Annotated in this window: 15 protein-coding genes; 10 read left to right on the top strand and 5 right to left on the bottom strand. The window is 72.9% G+C overall.

Annotated features, from left to right (window positions below):
- The first annotated feature begins 76 nt into the window (after nucleotides 1–76).
- Nucleotides 77–2,002: a 1-deoxy-D-xylulose-5-phosphate synthase gene (gene dxs, locus BX266_RS08105; RefSeq protein WP_099898224.1), complete on the top strand. Its 1,926-nt coding sequence runs from the start codon at nucleotides 77–79 to the stop codon at nucleotides 2,000–2,002.
- Nucleotides 2,003–2,021: 19 nt separating this feature from the next.
- On the top strand, nucleotides 2,022–3,413 hold the full coding sequence (locus BX266_RS08100) for an aspartate aminotransferase family protein (RefSeq protein WP_099898223.1): 1,392 nt from the start codon (nucleotides 2,022–2,024) through the stop codon (nucleotides 3,411–3,413).
- Here the strand turns inward: BX266_RS08100 and BX266_RS08095 are convergent.
- The 4 genes from BX266_RS08095 to fabG all read right to left on the bottom strand — a co-directional run bounded on the left by BX266_RS08095 (nucleotide 3,410) and on the right by fabG (nucleotide 6,203).
- Complete coding sequence (locus BX266_RS08095; RefSeq protein WP_099898222.1) at nucleotides 3,410–3,685, bottom strand: DUF6343 family protein; 276 nt, start codon at nucleotides 3,683–3,685, stop codon at nucleotides 3,410–3,412. The genes BX266_RS08100 and BX266_RS08095 overlap by 4 nt on opposite strands.
- Before the next feature lie 86 nt (nucleotides 3,686–3,771).
- The gene (locus BX266_RS41135) at nucleotides 3,772–4,782 is read right to left on the bottom strand and encodes a phosphatase PAP2 family protein (protein WP_399169224.1); all 1,011 of its coding nucleotides are present in this window, start codon (nucleotides 4,780–4,782) and stop codon (nucleotides 3,772–3,774) included.
- Nucleotides 4,783–5,076: 294 nt separating this feature from the next.
- The gene (locus tag BX266_RS08085) at nucleotides 5,077–5,268 is read right to left on the bottom strand and encodes a hypothetical protein (RefSeq protein ID WP_099898221.1); all 192 of its coding nucleotides are present in this window, start codon (nucleotides 5,266–5,268) and stop codon (nucleotides 5,077–5,079) included.
- A gap of 149 nt (nucleotides 5,269–5,417) precedes the next feature.
- Nucleotides 5,418–6,203 (bottom strand): 3-oxoacyl-ACP reductase FabG, encoded by a 786-nt coding sequence (gene fabG, locus BX266_RS08080; protein ID WP_099898220.1) that lies wholly within the window; start codon nucleotides 6,201–6,203, stop codon nucleotides 5,418–5,420.
- A gap of 507 nt (nucleotides 6,204–6,710) precedes the next feature.
- On the opposite strand from fabG, the gene BX266_RS08075 reads away from it, so the two are divergent.
- Nucleotides 6,711–7,511, top strand: a complete 801-nt coding sequence (locus BX266_RS08075) for a MarR family winged helix-turn-helix transcriptional regulator (protein ID WP_183096871.1) — start codon at nucleotides 6,711–6,713, stop codon at nucleotides 7,509–7,511.
- 169 nt (nucleotides 7,512–7,680) lie between these two features.
- Here the strand turns inward: BX266_RS08075 and BX266_RS08070 are convergent, their stop codons facing one another.
- Nucleotides 7,681–8,556 carry an aldo/keto reductase gene (locus tag BX266_RS08070; RefSeq protein ID WP_099898218.1) on the bottom strand — a complete coding sequence of 292 codons (876 nt, stop codon included), beginning with the start codon at nucleotides 8,554–8,556 and terminating at the stop codon, nucleotides 7,681–7,683.
- A gap of 346 nt (nucleotides 8,557–8,902) precedes the next feature.
- Between BX266_RS08070 and BX266_RS08065 the strand changes: the two genes are divergently transcribed.
- From BX266_RS08065 to BX266_RS08035, 7 genes are all read left to right on the top strand, one after another.
- Entirely contained in the window at nucleotides 8,903–10,762 is a 1,860-nt protein-coding gene (locus BX266_RS08065; protein ID WP_099898217.1) for an ABC transporter ATP-binding protein, read from the top strand.
- A gap of 151 nt (nucleotides 10,763–10,913) precedes the next feature.
- Complete coding sequence (locus BX266_RS08060) at nucleotides 10,914–12,686, top strand: ABC transporter ATP-binding protein (RefSeq protein ID WP_099898216.1); 1,773 nt, start codon at nucleotides 10,914–10,916, stop codon at nucleotides 12,684–12,686.
- A gap of 137 nt (nucleotides 12,687–12,823) precedes the next feature.
- Nucleotides 12,824–13,072, top strand: coding sequence for a LapA family protein (locus BX266_RS08055; RefSeq protein ID WP_099898215.1), 249 nt, complete (start codon nucleotides 12,824–12,826; stop codon nucleotides 13,070–13,072).
- 53 nt (nucleotides 13,073–13,125) lie between these two features.
- Nucleotides 13,126–13,854, top strand: a complete 729-nt coding sequence (locus BX266_RS08050; RefSeq protein WP_099907548.1) for an amino acid ABC transporter ATP-binding protein — start codon at nucleotides 13,126–13,128, stop codon at nucleotides 13,852–13,854.
- A 10-nt stretch (nucleotides 13,855–13,864) separates the two neighbouring features.
- The gene (locus tag BX266_RS08045) at nucleotides 13,865–14,764 is read left to right on the top strand and encodes a glutamate ABC transporter substrate-binding protein (RefSeq protein ID WP_099898214.1); all 900 of its coding nucleotides are present in this window, start codon (nucleotides 13,865–13,867) and stop codon (nucleotides 14,762–14,764) included.
- Between the two features lie 13 nt (nucleotides 14,765–14,777).
- The gene (locus BX266_RS08040; protein ID WP_099898213.1) at nucleotides 14,778–15,422 is read left to right on the top strand and encodes an amino acid ABC transporter permease; all 645 of its coding nucleotides are present in this window, start codon (nucleotides 14,778–14,780) and stop codon (nucleotides 15,420–15,422) included.
- Complete coding sequence (locus BX266_RS08035) at nucleotides 15,419–16,276, top strand: amino acid ABC transporter permease (RefSeq protein ID WP_099898212.1); 858 nt, start codon at nucleotides 15,419–15,421, stop codon at nucleotides 16,274–16,276. Before BX266_RS08040 ends, BX266_RS08035 begins: the two co-directional genes overlap by 4 nt.
- Nucleotides 16,277–16,278: the final 2 nt, after the last annotated feature.

Genomic DNA, 16,278 nt, shown 5'->3' with positions numbered 1-16,278 from the left:
AGGCGACCGCGACCCCAGGGCCGCAGGCTGGACACCGACAGTCCACGCACACCGAACCAGCCGTGAGGGGTACCCCATGCCACTGCTGAGCCAGCTCACCGGGCCCGCCGACCTCAGACGACTGCACCCCGAGCAGCTGCCGCTGCTCGCCGACGAGATCCGCGACTTCCTGATCGACGCCGTCACCCGCACCGGCGGCCACCTCGGCCCCAACCTCGGCGTGGTGGAGCTCAGCATCGCCCTGCACCGGGTCTTCGACTCGCCGCACGACCGGATCCTCTGGGACACCGGCCACCAGGCCTACGTGCACAAGCTGCTCACCGGACGTCAGGACTTCTCCCGACTGCGCGCCAAGGACGGACTCTCCGGCTACCCGTCGCGCGCCGAGTCCCCGCACGACGTGATCGAGAACTCGCACGCCTCCACCGCGCTCGGCTACGCCGACGGCATCGCCAAGGCCAACCAACTGCTCGGCGTCGACCGCTGCACCGTCGCGGTGATCGGCGACGGCGCGCTCACCGGCGGCATGGCCTGGGAGGCGCTGAACAACATCGCCGAGGCCGAGGACCGCCCGCTGGTCATCGTGGTCAACGACAACGAGCGCTCCTACGCGCCGACCGTCGGCGGCCTCGCCCACCACCTCGCCACCCTGCGCACCACCCGCGGCTACGAGCGCTTCCTGGCCTGGGGCAAGGACGCCCTGCAGCGCACCCCCGTGGTCGGCCCGCCGCTGTTCGACGCGCTGCACGGCGCCAAGAAGGGCTTCAAGGACGCCTTCGCCCCGCAGGGCATGTTCGAGGACCTCGGGCTGAAGTACCTCGGCCCGATCGACGGCCACGACATCGGAGCCGTCGAGCAGGCGCTGCGCCAGGCCCGGAACTTCGGCGGCCCCGTCATCGTGCACTGCCTGACCGTCAAGGGCCGCGGCTACCGGCCCGCCGAGCAGGACGAGGCGGACCGCTTCCACGCCGTCAACCCGATCGACCCCTACACCTGCCTGCCGATCTCGCCGTCCGCGGGCGCCTCCTGGACGTCCGTGTTCAGCAAGGAGATGCTCGCGCTCGGCGCCGAGCAGCCGGACCTGGTCGCCGTCACCGCCGCGATGCTGCACCCCGTCGGCCTCGGCCCGTTCGCGGAGGCGTACCCGGGGCGCACCTTCGACGTCGGGATCGCCGAGCAGCACGGCGTCGCCTCCGCCGCGGGCCTGGCCACCGGCGGGCTGCACCCGGTGGTCGCGGTCTACGCGACCTTCCTCAACCGGGCGTTCGACCAGGTGCTGATGGACGTCGCCCTGCACCGCCTGGGCGTCACCTTCGTGCTCGACCGGGCCGGCGTCACCGGCAACGACGGCGCCTCGCACAACGGCATGTGGGACATGTCGATCCTCCAGGTGGTCCCCGGCCTGCGGCTGGCCGCCCCGCGCGACGCCGACCGGCTGCGCGAGCAGCTGCGCGAAGCCGTCGCCGTCGAGGACGCGCCCACCGTGGTGCGCTTCCCCAAGGGCGAGCTCGGCCCCGAGGTGCCCGCGATCGAGCGGATCGGCGGGGTCGACGTCCTGGCCCGCACCGGCCCCGCCCCCGACGTGCTGCTGGTCGCCGTCGGCTCGATGGCCCCCGCCTGCCTGGACGCCGCCGCGCTGCTGGCCGCCGACGGCATCACCGCCACCGTGGTCGACCCGCGCTGGGTGAAGCCGGTCGACCCCGCGCTGGTCGCCATGGCCGCCGAGCACCGGATGGTGGTGACCGTCGAGGACAACGGCCGGGCCGGCGGCGTCGGCGCGGCGATCGCCCAGGCCATGCGGGACGCCGAGGTCGGCACCCCGCTGCGCGACCTCGGCGTCCCGCAGGAGTTCCTGGCGCACGCCTCGCGCGGTGAGATCCTCGAGGAGATCGGACTCACCGGCACCGGCGTCGCCGCCCAGACCGCCGCCTACGCCCGCCGCCTGCTGCCCGGGACCCGCACCGGCGCCCAGGAGTACCGGCCCAGGGTGCCGCGCAAGTGACCGATTGGAGCGAACCAGCGTGACCCAGGCCGAACCGCTCGACCTCGCCGCCCTGCTCGACGCCCGGGGCGGCGAGCGCTACGAGCTGCACGCCCGCTACCTCAACCCGCAGCTGCCCCGGATGCTGCACACCATCGGCTTCGACCGGTACTACGAGCGCGCCGAGGGCCCGTACTTCTACGACGCCGACGGCAACGAGTACCTCGACATGCTCGCCGGGTTCGGCATCTTCGCGCTCGGGCGGCACCACCCCGCCGTCCGGGCCGCGGTCCAGCAGGTGATGGACCTGGAGACCGCCGACCTCACCCGCTTCGACTGCTCCCCGCTGCCCGGCCTGCTGGCCGAGCAGCTGATCGCCCAAGCCCCGGGCCTGGACCGGGTGTTCTTCGGCAACAGCGGCACCGAGGCGGTGGAGACGGCGCTCAAGTTCGCCCGGTACGCCACCGGGAAGCGCCGCGTCCTGTACTGCGACCACGCCTTCCACGGCCTCACCGCCGGCTCGCTGTCCGTCAACGGCGAGGGCGGCTTCCGCAAGGGCTTCGACCCGCTGCTGCCGGACACCGCGATCCCGCTCGGCGACCTCGACGCCCTGCGGCGGGAGTTGAAGAAGGGCGACGTCGCCGCGCTGATCATGGAGCCGATCCAGGGCAAGGGCGTGCTCGCCCCGCCGCCCGGCTGGCTGGCCGCCGCCCAGGCGCTGCTGCACGAGCACAAGGCGCTGCTGATCTGCGACGAGGTGCAGACCGGCGTCGGCCGCACCGGCACCTTCTTCGCCTACCAGGCGGAGGAGGGCGTCCACCCCGACCTGGTGTGCGCGGCCAAGGCGCTGTCCGGCGGCTACGTCCCGATCGGGGCGACGCTCGGCAAGTCGTGGATCTTCGAGAAGGTGTACTCCTCGATGGACCGGGTGCTGGTGCACTCCGCCAGCTTCGGCTCCAACGCCCAGGCGATGGCCGCCGGCCTGGCCACCCTGCACGTGATGCGGCAGGAGGGCGTGGTGGAGAACGCCGCCAGGGTGGGTGAGCTGTTCAAGGCCCGGCTGGCCGCGCTGACCGAGCGGTACGAGCTGCTCGCCGAGGTGCGCGGGCGCGGGCTGATGATCGGCATCGAGTTCGGCCGGCCCAAGTCGCTCAAGCTGCGCACCGGCTGGACGGCGCTGCAGGCCGCCCGCAAGGGACTGTTCGCGCAGATGGTGGTGGTGCCGCTGCTGCAGCGGCACCGGATCCTCACCCAGGTCTCCGGGGACCACCTGGAAGTGATCAAGCTGATCCCGCCGCTGATCGTCACCGAGAAGGAGGTCGACCGGTTCATGGACGCCTTCACCGAGGTCATGGACGACGCCCACCGGGGCAGCGGCCTGATGTGGGACTTCGGCCGGACGCTGGTCAAGCAGGCGGTCGCCTCCCGCTAGAGCTCGGTGCGGCGGCGGCGCACCACGACCCACAGGTCCGCCGCCGCCACCAGGGTCATCACCCCGCATCCCACCGCGAACACGATCAGCGCCCCGCTGCTCGGCACGTCGTGCGGCGAGGACATCGCCGACCAGACCGCGAAACCCGCCGTGCCCAGCGCGAAGAACGGCACGAACAGCACCGACAGCAGGAACCGCAGCTTCAGGTCGCTGCGCGCGGTGGCCGGCTCCGTCCCGCTCCGCCAGATCCTGGGCGTCCTGGCCCGTCGCATCCGCAACCGCCTCCCTCGTACCCTTCCAGCGTAGGACCGGGACGGGGAACGAGGGAGGCGGTTGCGGTGCGGGACGGGATCGACGACTACCTGGGGCTGCCGGTGGAGGAGGCCCGGGCGCTGGCCGCCGAACGGGGCTGGCGCACCGTGCGGGAGCTGGCCCCGGACGCGCTGCTCACCATGGAGTACCGGTCCGACCGGCTCAACCTGACGGTGCGGGCCGGCACGGTGGAACGCGCCTGGGCGGGCTGAGGCAGCGCCGGCAGCGGGCGGGACGGCCACTGGGCCGGCACCGGGCGCCGCCGGGGCCGGGCGGCCGGGCGGGCGGAGCGGCCCTCCCGGTGCCAGACCGCCAGCACCCGCTCGTCCAGTGCGGCGACGGCCGGTTCGGCCAGCGGCAGCGAGAGCAGCACCAGGGCGCCCGCGGCCCAGCCGGCGAACACGTCCGAGATCCAGTGGGTGCCCAGGTAGACGGTGGTCAGCCCGATCGAGGCCGCGGTGAGCGCGGCCAGCACGGCGCCGGTCCGCCGCCAGCGGGTGGCCAGGTACGCCAGCACGCCCCAGGTGACCACGGCGTTCGCGGTGTGCCCGGAGGGGAAGATGCTGCCGCCGGAGAACAGCTCGGGCGAGCCCACGTAGTGCGCGTAGTGCGGGCCCAGCCGGCCGGTGAGGATCTTCACCCCGCCCACCGTGACGTTCAATAGCAGCAGCGCCATGCCCATCACCAGCAGCGGCCGCGCCGAGTGCGCCCGGTAGCAGCGCCAGCCCAGCCAGAGGCAGGCCGCGATCGCGGTCGGCCCGCGCTGGCCCGCGACCACCCAGATGTCCAGGTACGGCAGCGCCTCGGGCCAGCGCCGGTACGGGCGCAGCTGCTGCAGGGCCCAGTCCAGGTCGACCAGCGGCGAGTCGTAGAGGATGGCCAGCACCACGGTCAGGTAGAGCAGTCCGACCAGGCCGAAGAGCAGGGCATGCCGCCGACTGATCGGCGGAAGTGCGGATTCGGTCGCATCGGTGGCGGATTCGCGGCCGGATTGGACCGAAACCGTGCACGGTGCGGTCGATATCTGCTGTTCGGGCGATTGAGGATCGGCTGGCACGGCCTCGACATTACCGGCCGGGGCCGAGTGCTCCGGCTTATTCGGTGGATCTGTCACCCGCCGGTGACATCGTCCGCAGATCCTCCGTACCGGCAGTTCAGCGGGCATCCGGAAGGCTTCGGGCATGGGGGCGGGAGTGGCGGGAATCACGCTCCGAGTGCCGCCGAACGCCCTATTCCGTCGGTTTCTCCAATTGCCCGGCGGGTAGTGCGGACACGAAAGAGGCGGCCGATTTCCCGTGACGCGGGTCACTTCCGGGAAATCGGCCGCCTCTTCGAACGGGCGGCGCCGGGATCAGGGCAGCAGCCGCTCGACGGCCGCCGCGCCCTGTTCCTCCAGGGCCTTCTTCGCCTTCGCCACCAGCGCCGGCGTGGGGGTGCGGCCCGAGGCCATCACCAGGTCCTCGGGGTCGACCGGGTGCTCGGCCCCGGTGTGCAGCAGGTTGTCCGGGGTCGGCATGGACTCGCTGTCCGTGGGTTCGGTCATCAAGATCCTCCGTCGGTGGAGCGCCGGAGGGCCCGGGCCCGGCCCCTCCGGCAGTGCGCCCGCCGCCGGGGTGGCGGCGGGAGGTCTGCAGAATCGAGTCTGGACCCGCCCCCGGGCCGCCGCACCACGAACACGCCGGGTGGGTCGTTCTAGTCGAGCGGGCCGCCCGCGACGTAGATGACCTGGCCGGAGACGAAGCCGGCGCCCTCGGAGGCCAGGAAGGAGATGGTGTGCGCGATGTCGTCCGGGGTGCCGACCCGCTGGACCGGGATCGCCGAGGCGGCGGCCTGCTTGAAGGCCTCGAACTCCATGCCGACCCGGGCCGCGGTGGCGGCCGTCATGTCGGTGGCGATGAAGCCGGGGGCGACCGCGTTGGCGGTGATGCCGAACTTGCCGAGCTCGATCGCCAGGGTCTTGGTGAAGCCCTGCAGGCCGGCCTTGGCCGCGGAGTAGTTGGCCTGGCCGCGGTTGCCCTGGGCGGAGGAGGAGGACAGGTTGACGACCCGTCCGAAGCCGGCGTCCACCATGTGCTTCTGCACCGCGCGGGTCATCAGGAAGGCGCCCTTGAGGTGCACGCTCATCACGGTGTCCCAGTCCGACTCGGACATCTTGAACAGCAGGTTGTCGCGGAGCACGCCGGCGTTGTTCACCAGCACCACCGGGGTGCCGAGCTCGGCGGCGATCCGGTCCACCGCGGCCTGCACCTGCTCGGCGTCCGAGACGTCGGCGCCGACCGCCAGCGCGCGGCCGCCCGCGGCCTCGATCGCCTCGGCGGTGCCCTTGGCGTTGGACTCCTCCAGGTCGACCACCGCGACCGCGTAGCCGTCGGCGGCCAGCCGGAGCGCGGTGGCCGCGCCGATCCCACGGGCCGCACCCGTCACCACGGCCACCCGCACCGGAGCGTCGCCGGTCACGGACGTGCTCTGCTCGGTCATCTTCGTACTCGTCTCTCTCGAAGTCGGACGACGGGACCGGCGCGGGCCGGCGACCCGTTGATGAGAAAAAAAATGAGTTGCGCAGGGCGCAGCTCTGAAACCCTACCGGCGGGTAAGGTTTCCGACCAGAGGCAGCGCCGCAGGTGACAGAGGGTGAGGGGCGGCGGCGGCCGAGCGGGTGAAGCAGCTCGGGCGGGGTCCCGACATACGGGGGAAATATGCCAACTTTGCCGAACCTGCGACTACTCTGCGCCCCTACCTGCCGGTCCAGGCCGACCGTTTGTATAGTGTGCGCCAGCAGCCACCGGCTGCACGGCCGGAACGTCCTTACTCACAGCAGGATGCTCACTCGCCGTTACTGCCCCGCTCGGGTGTCCCACACACCCCGAGCGTGACACCGGGACGGATTTCATGGTGCTGGGGGAGATCCCGACAACCCGCGTGCCCGGCCGACTGCAGCAGTCGCCCGGTCACCTCATCCGCGTGGCCCAGCAGGTGCACACCCGCTTGTGGTCCGAATACGTCGGTACCGAGCTGACGGCCCCGCAGTTCGCGGTGCTGCTGGTACTGGCACTGGAGCCCGGAGCCGACCAGCGCACGGTCGGCGAACGCGCTTCGCTCGACAAGGCGACGATGGCCGAGATGGTCGCCCGGCTGGTCCGGCGGGGCCTGGTGCTCCGCCGCCGCGACCCCGCGGACGGCCGCCGCAAGCTGCTGGCCCTCTCGCAGAACGGCGCTCAGGCCGTGCGCGAGGCGACCGGCGGCGTGGTCCGGGTCCAGCGGACCCTGTTCGAGCCGCTCGGCCCGGACGAGCAGCTGGAAATCGTCCGGATCATGGCGAAGATAGCCCGGCTGGAGCCGGCCGCCGTCGCCGTCATGGCCGACGCGCGGCCCACGCTGGACGCCCAGCGGGCCATCGGCTACCTGATCCGGGTCGCCCAGCAGGTCCACACCAAGCTCTGGTCGGAGAAGGTCGGCACCGAGCTGACGGCTCCTCAGTACGCGGTGCTGGACGCCCTGGAGACCGAGCCGGGCGCCGACCAGCGCACGGTCGGCGAGCTGGCCTCGCTGGACAAGGCGACGATGGCCGAGATGGTCAGCCGGCTGGTCCGGCGCGGCCTGGTGCTGCGCCGCCGCGACCCCTCGGACGGGCGCCGCAACCTGCTCTCGCTCTCCCCGACCGGCCAGGAGCTGCTGCACCGCTCCACCGCCGGGGTCCGCGAGGTCCAGGAGGCGCTGCTCGCTCCGCTGGAGTCGCACGAGCACGTACAGGCGCTGGCGCTGCTCTCGAAGGCAGCTCGGCTGTAACGATTCTGCACAGGCGCTGCCCGGCGGTTCGGGCAGCAACCGCGCCCCGGTCGGTAACGCGGCACCGCCCGGGACGTGCCGGAAGGGGCCGACACCTCGTCAGGTGTCGGCCCCTTCCGGCGCTTTCGCGCCTACGCGGAGTGACGGGTCGTCAGCTCACGCAGCGGTGTCAGTTCCAGTCGAAACCGGCCGGGTCCGGGCCGATCCGCTTGCCGGTGGCCACCCCGGCGACGGCCGCGAGGTCCTCGGCGTCCAGCTCGAAACCGGTGACGTCCAGGTTCTCCCGGATGCGGGCGGGCGTCACCGACTTCGGGATCGCGATGACGCCGCTCTGCAGGTGCCAGCGCAGCACCACCTGGGCCGCCGAGCGGCCGTGCTTCGCGGCCACCGCGAGCAGGGCGGGCTCGGCCAGCAGGTCGCCGCCCTGGCCGAGCGGGCTCCACGCCTCGGTGGCGATGCCGTGCTCGGCGTGGAAGGCGCGCAGCTCGGCCTGCGGGAAGTACGGGTGCAGCTCGACCTGGTTCAGCGCCGGCACCACCGAGGTCTCCTTGAGCAGCAGCTCCAGGTCCGGGACGCGGAAGTTGGAGACGCCGATCGCGCGGACCCGGCCCTCGGCCTGCAACTGCTCGAAGACCGGCCAGATGTTCAGGAAGGTGTTGCCGTGCATCGGGCGCGGCCAGTGGATCAGGTACAGGTCCAGCTGGTCCAGGCCGAGCTTGGCCAGCGACTCGTCGAACGCGCGGCGGACCCGGTCCCGGCCCTGCTCGCCGGACCAGTCGACGGTGCCGGAGTTCCACAGCTTGGTGGTCACGAACAGCTCGTCGCGGGCCACGCCGGACTCGGCGATCGCCCGGCCGGTGCCCGCCTCGTTCTCGTAGATCGCGGCGGTGTCGATCGAGCGGTAGCCGGCCTCGATCGCGGTGCGCACCGCGGGGACGGCCTCCGCGTCCGGCACCTGCCAGACGCCGAAGCCGAGCTGCGGGATCCGCACGCCGTTGTTCAGCGTGACGGTAGGGATCGCGGGTACTGCGGGAGTGCTGCTCACGGGAAGGGGTGCCCTTCGGTCGTCTTCTGCTTCCGGAGCGCTCGCAACTGCCGTGAACTGCGGTTTATTCCCGGGGCGGGTGGGTTCCCCGGAACGGATGAAAGTGTGCGGGGCCGACGGCCGGATCAGGCCGATCCGCCGGAAAACCTGTTGCGTGCGTCACAGCGCGGCGGCCAGGCTCACCGGCATGTGACGCACCGACCACCCCCTCGCCGTGCCTCCTCCGACGCGCTGCGGCCGCCCGCCACGGGCGCCGGCAGTCGCCCCCGCGCCCCGCCGCCGAACGTCCACCGGACGCGCCGGGCCGCGCCAATCCGCCCCGCCCCACCCCCGCAACGGAGCGACCATGCCGCTCGTCCCCCTGCCGCTGCCCGACCCCGGCAGCCCCGACCTCAGCTCCCCGCTCGCCTTCCTGCGCTGGCTGCAACGCACCCAGCGCCGCGGCCAGATGCTCGCCACGCTGTGGAGCCTGCTGGAACTCGGCTGCATGGCCGCGCTGCCCGTCGCGGTCGGCCGCGGCGTCCAGGCCGTCGTCGACGGAGACACCCGCGGCCTGCTCACGGCCGGCGGCCTCGCGCTGCTGCTGTCCGCCGGGCAGGCCGTCATGACGGTGCTGCTGCACCGCCAGGTGGTCTGGAACTGGATCCAGGCCGCCTCCCAGGTCCGCCAGCTGATGGCCCGCCAGGCGTCCTCGCTCGGCGCCGGCCTGAGCCGGCGGATCGCCACCGGCGAGATCGTCGCCGTCTCCAGCGGAGACGTCGAGAAGATCGGCTGGTACGTCGAACTCACCGCCCGGCTGTACGGCGCGGTGCTGGCCTGGCTCGGCGTCAGCATCGCGGTGCTGTGCTGGCAGCCCGGCCTCGGGCTGGCCGTGCTGCTCGGCGTGCCCGTGCTGGCCGCCGCCGTGTGGCCGCTGCTCGGGCCGTTCGAGCGGCGCTACAGCGAGCAGCGCGCGCTCGGCGGCAAGGCCTCCGCGCTCGCCGCCGACACGGTGGCCGGCCTGCGGGTGCTGCGCGGCATCGGCGGCGAGGAGCTGTTCCTGCGCCGGTACCGGGCCGCCTCGCAGAAGGTCCGCGGCGCCGCCGTCCGCACCGCGCGGACGTGGGCCGTGATGCAGGCCCAGGAGGTGCTGCTGCCAGGCCTGTTCATCATCGGGGTGACGTGGTACGGCGCCCGACTGGCCCTGGACGGGTCGATCGGCGTCGGCGAGCTGATCTCGGTCTACGGCGCCACCGTCTTCCTCGCCGCCCCGCTGCGCGTCCTCGGCGAGGCCGCGCACGCCTGGAGCGTCGCCCGGGTCTCGGCCGGCCGGGCCGTCCGGGTGCTCGCCCTGACCCGGGACGGAGCGGCCGACGCCGCCGCTGCCGACACCACGGCTGACGGAGCGTCGACCACCGCCGAGGCGCTGCCCGCCGAGGCGGCGGCGGAGCTGGTGCGGCGGGCCGGGCGGTCCGACCTGCACGATCCGGTCAGCGGGCTCACCGTCCGGGCCGGCCGGCTCACCGCCGTGGTCTGCGGCGACCCGGACGTCGCGGGCGAGCTGGCCGCCCGGCTCGGCGGGCAGCCCGCCCTCGGCGAGGGCGAGCGGCCCGCGCCGGCCGCCCGGCTCGGCGGCGTCGCGCTCGACGCGGTGCCGCTGGCCGCCGCCCGGGCCGCCGTGCTGGTCCACGACAAGGAGCCGGTGCTGCTCTCCGGTACGCTCGCCGACCTGCTGGACGTGCCCCGCTCCGGCCGGGTCGACCCCGCTGCCGCGCTCGCCGCCGCCCGGGCCCAGGACGCTCTGGACGCCCTGGTCGACGGCTGGCCCGAATCCGGCGGAGACCCGATGGCGGCCCGGATCACCGAACGCGGCCGCTCGCTCTCCGGCGGCCAGCGCCAGCGCCTCGCGCTGGCCCGCTCGCTGGTCGCCGACCCGCCGGTGCTGGTGCTCGACGAGCCGACCAGCGCGGTCGACGCGCACACCGAGTCGCGGATCGCGACCGGCCTGCGCGAGCTGCGGGCCGGGCGCACCACGGTGGTCTTCGCCACCAGCCCGCTGCTGCTCGACCAGGCGGACACCGTGCTGCTGCTCCAGCACGGCCGGGTCGCCGCCGGCGGCACCCACCGCGAACTGATGGCCACCGACCCGCGCTACCGCGCCGTCGTCACGCGGGACGAGAGCGAGCCGGCCTCGCCGGTGCCCAGCACGGTGGGAGGCACCGAGTGAACGCCGCCCACCCGACTCCCGTCCGCCCGACCGTCGTTGGCCCGATCCCCGGCGCCCGCCCGCCCGGCGTTCGTCCGCCGTCCGCCGCCCGTGCCGCCACCCGTGCCGCCGCTTCTCCCGCCGCCCGCCCGCCGTCCCGAAGGAGCAAACCGTGAAGCCCCCGAAGATCCACGAGCAGGGGCCGGTCACCACGCTGCCGGTCGGCTCCACCTCGGCCGTCCGGGCCTACGGGCGGATGCTGGCGCGGCGTCACCGGGGCGGTCTGGCCCAAGTGGTGGCCCTGCACGGAACGGCGACGGTGGCGGGGCTGGTCGGGCCGGCCGTGCTCGGCTCGCTGGTGGAGTCGCTGTCCACCGACGGCGGCGCGAGCGGGATCACCGCCGCGGTCGCCTGGTACCTGGCCGCGCTGCTGGTGCAGTCGGCGTTCACCGGGCTGTCGCTGCTGCGCGGCAGCGTGCTCGGCGAGGAGGTGCTGGCCGACCTCCGGGAGGACTTCCTGGTCCGCTCGGTGGCGCTGCCGCTCGGCGTGCTGGAGCGGGCCGGCACCGGAGACCTGGTCTCCCGCGGCACCACCGACATCGACCGGCTGGCCCGCTCGGTGCGCGACGCGGTGCCCGAACTGGTGGTCGCCATGGTCTCCGTGGTGCTGGTGCTCGGCGCCCTGGTGGTGACGTCGCCGCTGCTCGCAGCCACCGCCGTGTTCGGCCTGCCGCTGCTGTTCCTCACCTCGCGCTGGTACTTCCGGCGCGCCCCGCAGTCCTACCGCAACGAGTCCGCCGGGTACGCCGCGGTCAACACCGTGCTCGCCGAGACGGTCGACGCCGGGCACACCGTGGAGGCGCTGCGGCTCGGCGACCGGCGGGTGGAACTGACGGACCGGAAGATCCGCGAGTGGATCTCCTGGGAGCGGTACACGCTGTGGCTGCGCACCGTCTGGTTCCCCACCGTGGACGGCACCTACGCGCTCGCCCTGCTCGGCACGCTGGTGCTCGGCGGGCTGTTCGCCATCCACGGCTGGATCAGCCCGGGCCGGCTCACCACCGGCGTGCTGTACGCCCAGGCCCTGGTCCACCCGGTCTCCCGGATCCTGCGCTGGTACGACGAACTGCAGATCGGGCAGACCTCGCTGGCCCGGCTGGTCGGCGTCCGCGAGGTCGCCGAGCCGGACACCGACGCCGCCCTCCGGCCGGACGGGCGGCGGGTCGAGGCCCAGCAGGTCAGCTTCGGCTACCGCGAGGGGACGGACGTGCTGCGCGACATCACGCTGGACGTCGAGCCGGGCAGCCGGGTCGCGCTGGTCGGGCCGTCGGGCGCCGGCAAGTCGACGCTCGGCCGGCTGCTGGCGGGCATCTACGCCCCCGGCCGCGGCCGGGTGACGCTCGGCGGGGCCCCGCTGTCCCGGATGCCCGCGGAGCGGGTGCGCACCGAAGTGGCGCTGGTCAACCAGGAGCACCACGTCTTCGTCGGCACGCTGCGCGACAACCTGCGGCTGGCCCGGGCCGAGGCGGACGACACCGAACTGCGGGCCGCGCTCGCCGCCGTCGACGCCGAGGAGTGGGTGGACGCGCTGGCCGACGGGCTGGACACCGAGGTCGGCTCCGGCGGCGCCTCGCTGACGCCCGCCCAGGCCCAGCAGCTGGCACTGGCCCGGCTGGTGCTGGCCGATCCGCACACCCTGGTGCTGGACGAGGCGACCTCGCTGCTCGACCCGCGGGCGGCCCGGCACCTGGAGCGCTCGCTGTCCCGGGTGCTGGCCGGGCGCACCGTGGTGGCGATCGCCCACCGCCTGCACACCGCGCACGACGCCGATGTGATCGCGGTGGTCGAGCAGGGCCGGATCACCGAGTACGGGCCGCACCCGGAGCTGGTGGCCTCCGGCGGGCCCTACGCGGCGCTCTGGCGGTCCTGGCGCGACGAACGGTAGCCGCAGCGGCGCACGCCGGGCCGGTGTTCGATCAGGACCGGCCCGGCGTACGGCCGTTGTGACGCGGACGGGTGAATGGGCGCCGGCGGCGGTGGTGGCGCGGCGACCGGTGGACCGGGCGGGCGCAGACTGCTGGAGTGACCAAGACATCAGGTGGTTTTCCGTCAGGCACCCCCCGTGGTGAGATCGCAGGCATCCCGACCCGGTACATCGGCATCGGCGTCATCGTGGTGCTGGCGATCTGGTTCCTGTTCGCCAACCTGGAGAAGGTGAAGATCCAGTTCTGGGTGTTCACCGTCACCTCCCCGTTGTGGATCGCGCTGCTCGCGACGCTGCTCGCGGGGACGGCCCTCGGCTGGCTGCTGAAGGGGCGGCGCGCCAGGTGACGGCCCCGCAGGAACCGGCGGGGCAGCCGGCGGGGCAGCCGTCGGGCGCCCCGCTGATCGAGCTGCGCGGGGTGAACAAGCACTTCGGGCAGCTGCACGTGCTGCAGGAGATCGACCTGACGGTGGGTCGGGGCGAGGTCGTGGTGGTGATCGGCCCGTCGGGGTCGGGCAAGTCCACGCTCTGCCGGGCGATCAACCGGCTGGAGACGGTGGAGAGCGGCACCATCCTGATCGAGGGGCGGCCGCTGCCCGCCGAGGGCAAGGGCCTGGCGAAGCTGCGCGCCGAGGTGGGGATGGTCTTCCAGTCCTTCAACCTGTTCGCGCACAAGACGGTGCTGCAGAACGTGACGCTGGCCCAGGTCAAGGTGCGCAGGCGCGGGAAGCGCGAAGCGGACGCCAAGGGCCGGGCGCTGCTGGAGCGGGTCGGGCTGGAGGCGCACGCGGACAAGTACCCGGCGCAGCTGTCCGGCGGCCAGCAACAGCGGGTGGCGATCGCCCGGGCGCTGGCGATGGACCCGAAGGCGCTGCTGTTCGACGAGCCGACCTCGGCGCTCGACCCCGAGATGATCAACGAGGTGCTGGAGGTCATGCGGGCGCTGGCCGCCGAGGGCATGACCATGGTGGTGGTCACCCACGAGATGGGCTTCGCCCGCTCCGCCGCCAACCGCGTGGTGTTCATGGCCGACGGCCGGATCGTCGAGGACCGCGTCCCCGAGGAGTTCTTCGCGAACCCGCACAGCGAGCGCGCCCGGGACTTCCTGTCCAAGATCCTGAAGCACTGAGGCGGGCCCGGTGAGGAAACACGTCCTGCCCCTGCTGCTGGGGCTCGCCGCGCTGGCGGCCGCCGCCTGCGGCAAGGAGGGCACCCCGCCGCCCAAGGGCCCGCAGCCCAGCGCCCTGCCCAGCTACCAGGTGCGCAGCGCCGACGCGATCAGCGGCTCGCCCACCCTGGACGCGGCCCGCTCGCGGGGCCACCTGGTGGTCGGCGCCAAGGAGGACCAGCCGTACCTGGGCCAGAAGAACCCGGCCAGCGGCGTGTACTCCGGCTTCGACATCGAGATCGCCAAGATGGTCGCCGCCGACCTGGGCTTCGGGCCCGGGCAGGTCGAGTTCCGCACCATCGCCTCCGCCAACCGCGAGACGGCGCTGCAGAACGGACAGGTCGACTACTACGTGGGCACCTACACCATCAACGCCAACCGCAAGAAGCTGGTCGGCTTCGCCGGGCCGTACTTCGTCGCCGGGCAGGCGCTGCTGGTCCGAAAGAACGAGACCAAGATCAACGGCCCGCAGGACCTGGCCGGCCGCAAGGTCTGCTCGGCGGCCGGGTCCACCCCGTTCCAGCGGATCCAGAAGGACTACCCGCAGGCCAAGTTGATCGGCTACGACACCTACTCGGCCTGCGTGGACAACCTGATCAGCAATCAGGTCGACGCGGTGACCACCGACAACGCGATCCTGCAGGGCTACGCGGCGAAGGCGCCGGACGAGTTGAAGATCGCCGGGCAGCCGTTCTCCTCCGAGCCCTACGGCATCGGCGTGCCGAAGAACGACACCGTGCTGCGCTTCGCGCTGGACGACGCGCTGCAGCGGCACGAGGAGAACGGCGACTGGAAGAAGGCCTACGACGCGACGCTCGGCCTGTCCGGGGTGCCCGCGCCCGAGCCGCCGCCCATCGACCGGTACCAGTAGGGAGGGAGCACGGATGAAGGTCCTGACCGACAACTGGTCCACCTACTGGCACGGGTTCCTCGGCACGCTCTGGCTGACCCTGGTCAGCGCCGCCCTGTCGCTGGTGCTCGGCGTGCTGATGGCGGGCTTCCGGGTCTCGCCGGTCAAGCCGCTGCGGGTGTTCGGCACCGGGTGGGTGACGGTGCTGCGCAACACCCCGCTGACGCTGCTGTTCTTCATCGTGGTGCTGGGCCTGCCCCGGTTCCACATCACGCTGCCGTTCTTCACCTTCGCGGTCCTCGCACTCGGCTGCTACACCTCGGCGTTCGTCTGCGAGGCGCTGCGCTCCGGGGTGAACACGGTGCCGGCCGGGCAGGGCGAGGCGGCGCGCAGCCTGGGCATGACGTTCGGTCAGACCCTCGGCCTGGTGATCCTGCCGCAGGCCTACCGGTCGGTGGTCGCCCCGCTGGGGAGCGTGATGATCGCGCTGGCGAAGAACACCGCGATCGCCGGGTCGTTCAGCGTGGTCGAACTGCTCGGCAGCTACCGGACCATCAACGAGCTGGGCTACAGCATCGTCTGGACCTTCGTCTGGATCGCGGTCGGCTACCTGATCCTGACGCTGTCGATCAGCGCCCTGTTCAACCTGCTGGAGCGACGGGTGGCGGTGTCCCGATGACGGTGGAGTCCTCCGCGCTGTACGACGTGCCCGGACCGAAGGCGCTGGCCCGGCACCGGCTGTACGGCATCCTGGCGCTGGTGGTGATCGCGGCGCTGCTCGGCTGGGTGGTGTACATGCTGTTCCACACCCACCAGTTCACGGCCGCGAAGTGGTCGCCCTTCCAGTACAAGGGCGTTCAGGAACTGCTGCTGCGCGGCCTGGGCAACACCCTGAAGGCGTTCGGCTGGACGGTGCTGTTCGCGCTGCCGTTCGGCGCGCTGTTCGCCGTCGGCCGGCTCTCCGACCACCGGGCGGTGCGCTGGGTGTCCACCGTGGTGGTGGAGTTCTTCCGGGCGATGCCGCTGCTGGTGATGATCTTCTTCATCTTCGTGGCCCTCAAGGTCCCGGCGATGTGGGCGCTGGTCGCCGGTCTGACGCTCTACAACGGCTCGGTGCTGGCCGAGGTGTTCCGGGCCGGCGTGCTCGCGGTGCCCAAGGGCCAGAAGGAGGCGGCGTACGCGCTGGGCCTGCGCAAGACCCAGGTGATGGCGTACGTGCTGGTGCCGCAGGCGAACCGGGCGATGCTGCCGACCATCGTCAGCCAGCTGGTGGTGGCGCTGAAGGACACCTCGCTCGGATTCCTCATCACCTACGAGGAGTTCCTGCACGCCGGCAAGCTGATCGCCACCAACCTGGACTACGACCTGCCGTTCATCCCGGTCGTGATGGTGATCGCCCCCGTGTACATCGGCATGTGTCTGCTGCTGTCCTGGTTCGCCAGATGGCTGGAGCGACGCGGCCGGCGCAGCCCCAAGGTGAAGGGCGGCGCGCCGATCGCCCCGGCGGGCGTGACGCCCGATCCGCAGGGGTAGCG

The sequence above is a fragment of the Streptomyces sp. TLI_171 genome (genome assembly GCF_003610255.1).
In the GTDB taxonomy this organism is placed as follows: domain Bacteria; phylum Actinomycetota; class Actinomycetes; order Streptomycetales; family Streptomycetaceae; genus Kitasatospora.
The sequence above is the reverse complement of the archived record's forward strand: the minus strand, read 5'-3'. Positions and strand labels throughout refer to the sequence as shown.

Bases quoted from the DNA above. Each gene is read 5' to 3' on its own strand.
- dxs (WP_099898224.1), top strand. From the start codon at position 77: ATGCCACTGCTGAGCCAGCTCACCGGGCCCGCCGACCTCAGACGACTG.
- BX266_RS08095 (WP_099898222.1), bottom strand. From the start codon at position 3,685: ATGCGACGGGCCAGGACGCCCAGGATCTGGCGGAGCGGGACGGAGCCG.
- BX266_RS08085 (WP_099898221.1), bottom strand. From the start codon at position 5,268: ATGACCGAACCCACGGACAGCGAGTCCATGCCGACCCCGGACAACCTG.
- fabG (WP_099898220.1), bottom strand. From the start codon at position 6,203: ATGACCGAGCAGAGCACGTCCGTGACCGGCGACGCTCCGGTGCGGGTG.
- BX266_RS08065 (WP_099898217.1), top strand. From the start codon at position 8,903: ATGCCGCTCGTCCCCCTGCCGCTGCCCGACCCCGGCAGCCCCGACCTC.
- BX266_RS08040 (WP_099898213.1), top strand. From the start codon at position 14,778: ATGAAGGTCCTGACCGACAACTGGTCCACCTACTGGCACGGGTTCCTC.
- BX266_RS08035 (WP_099898212.1), top strand. From the start codon at position 15,419: ATGACGGTGGAGTCCTCCGCGCTGTACGACGTGCCCGGACCGAAGGCG.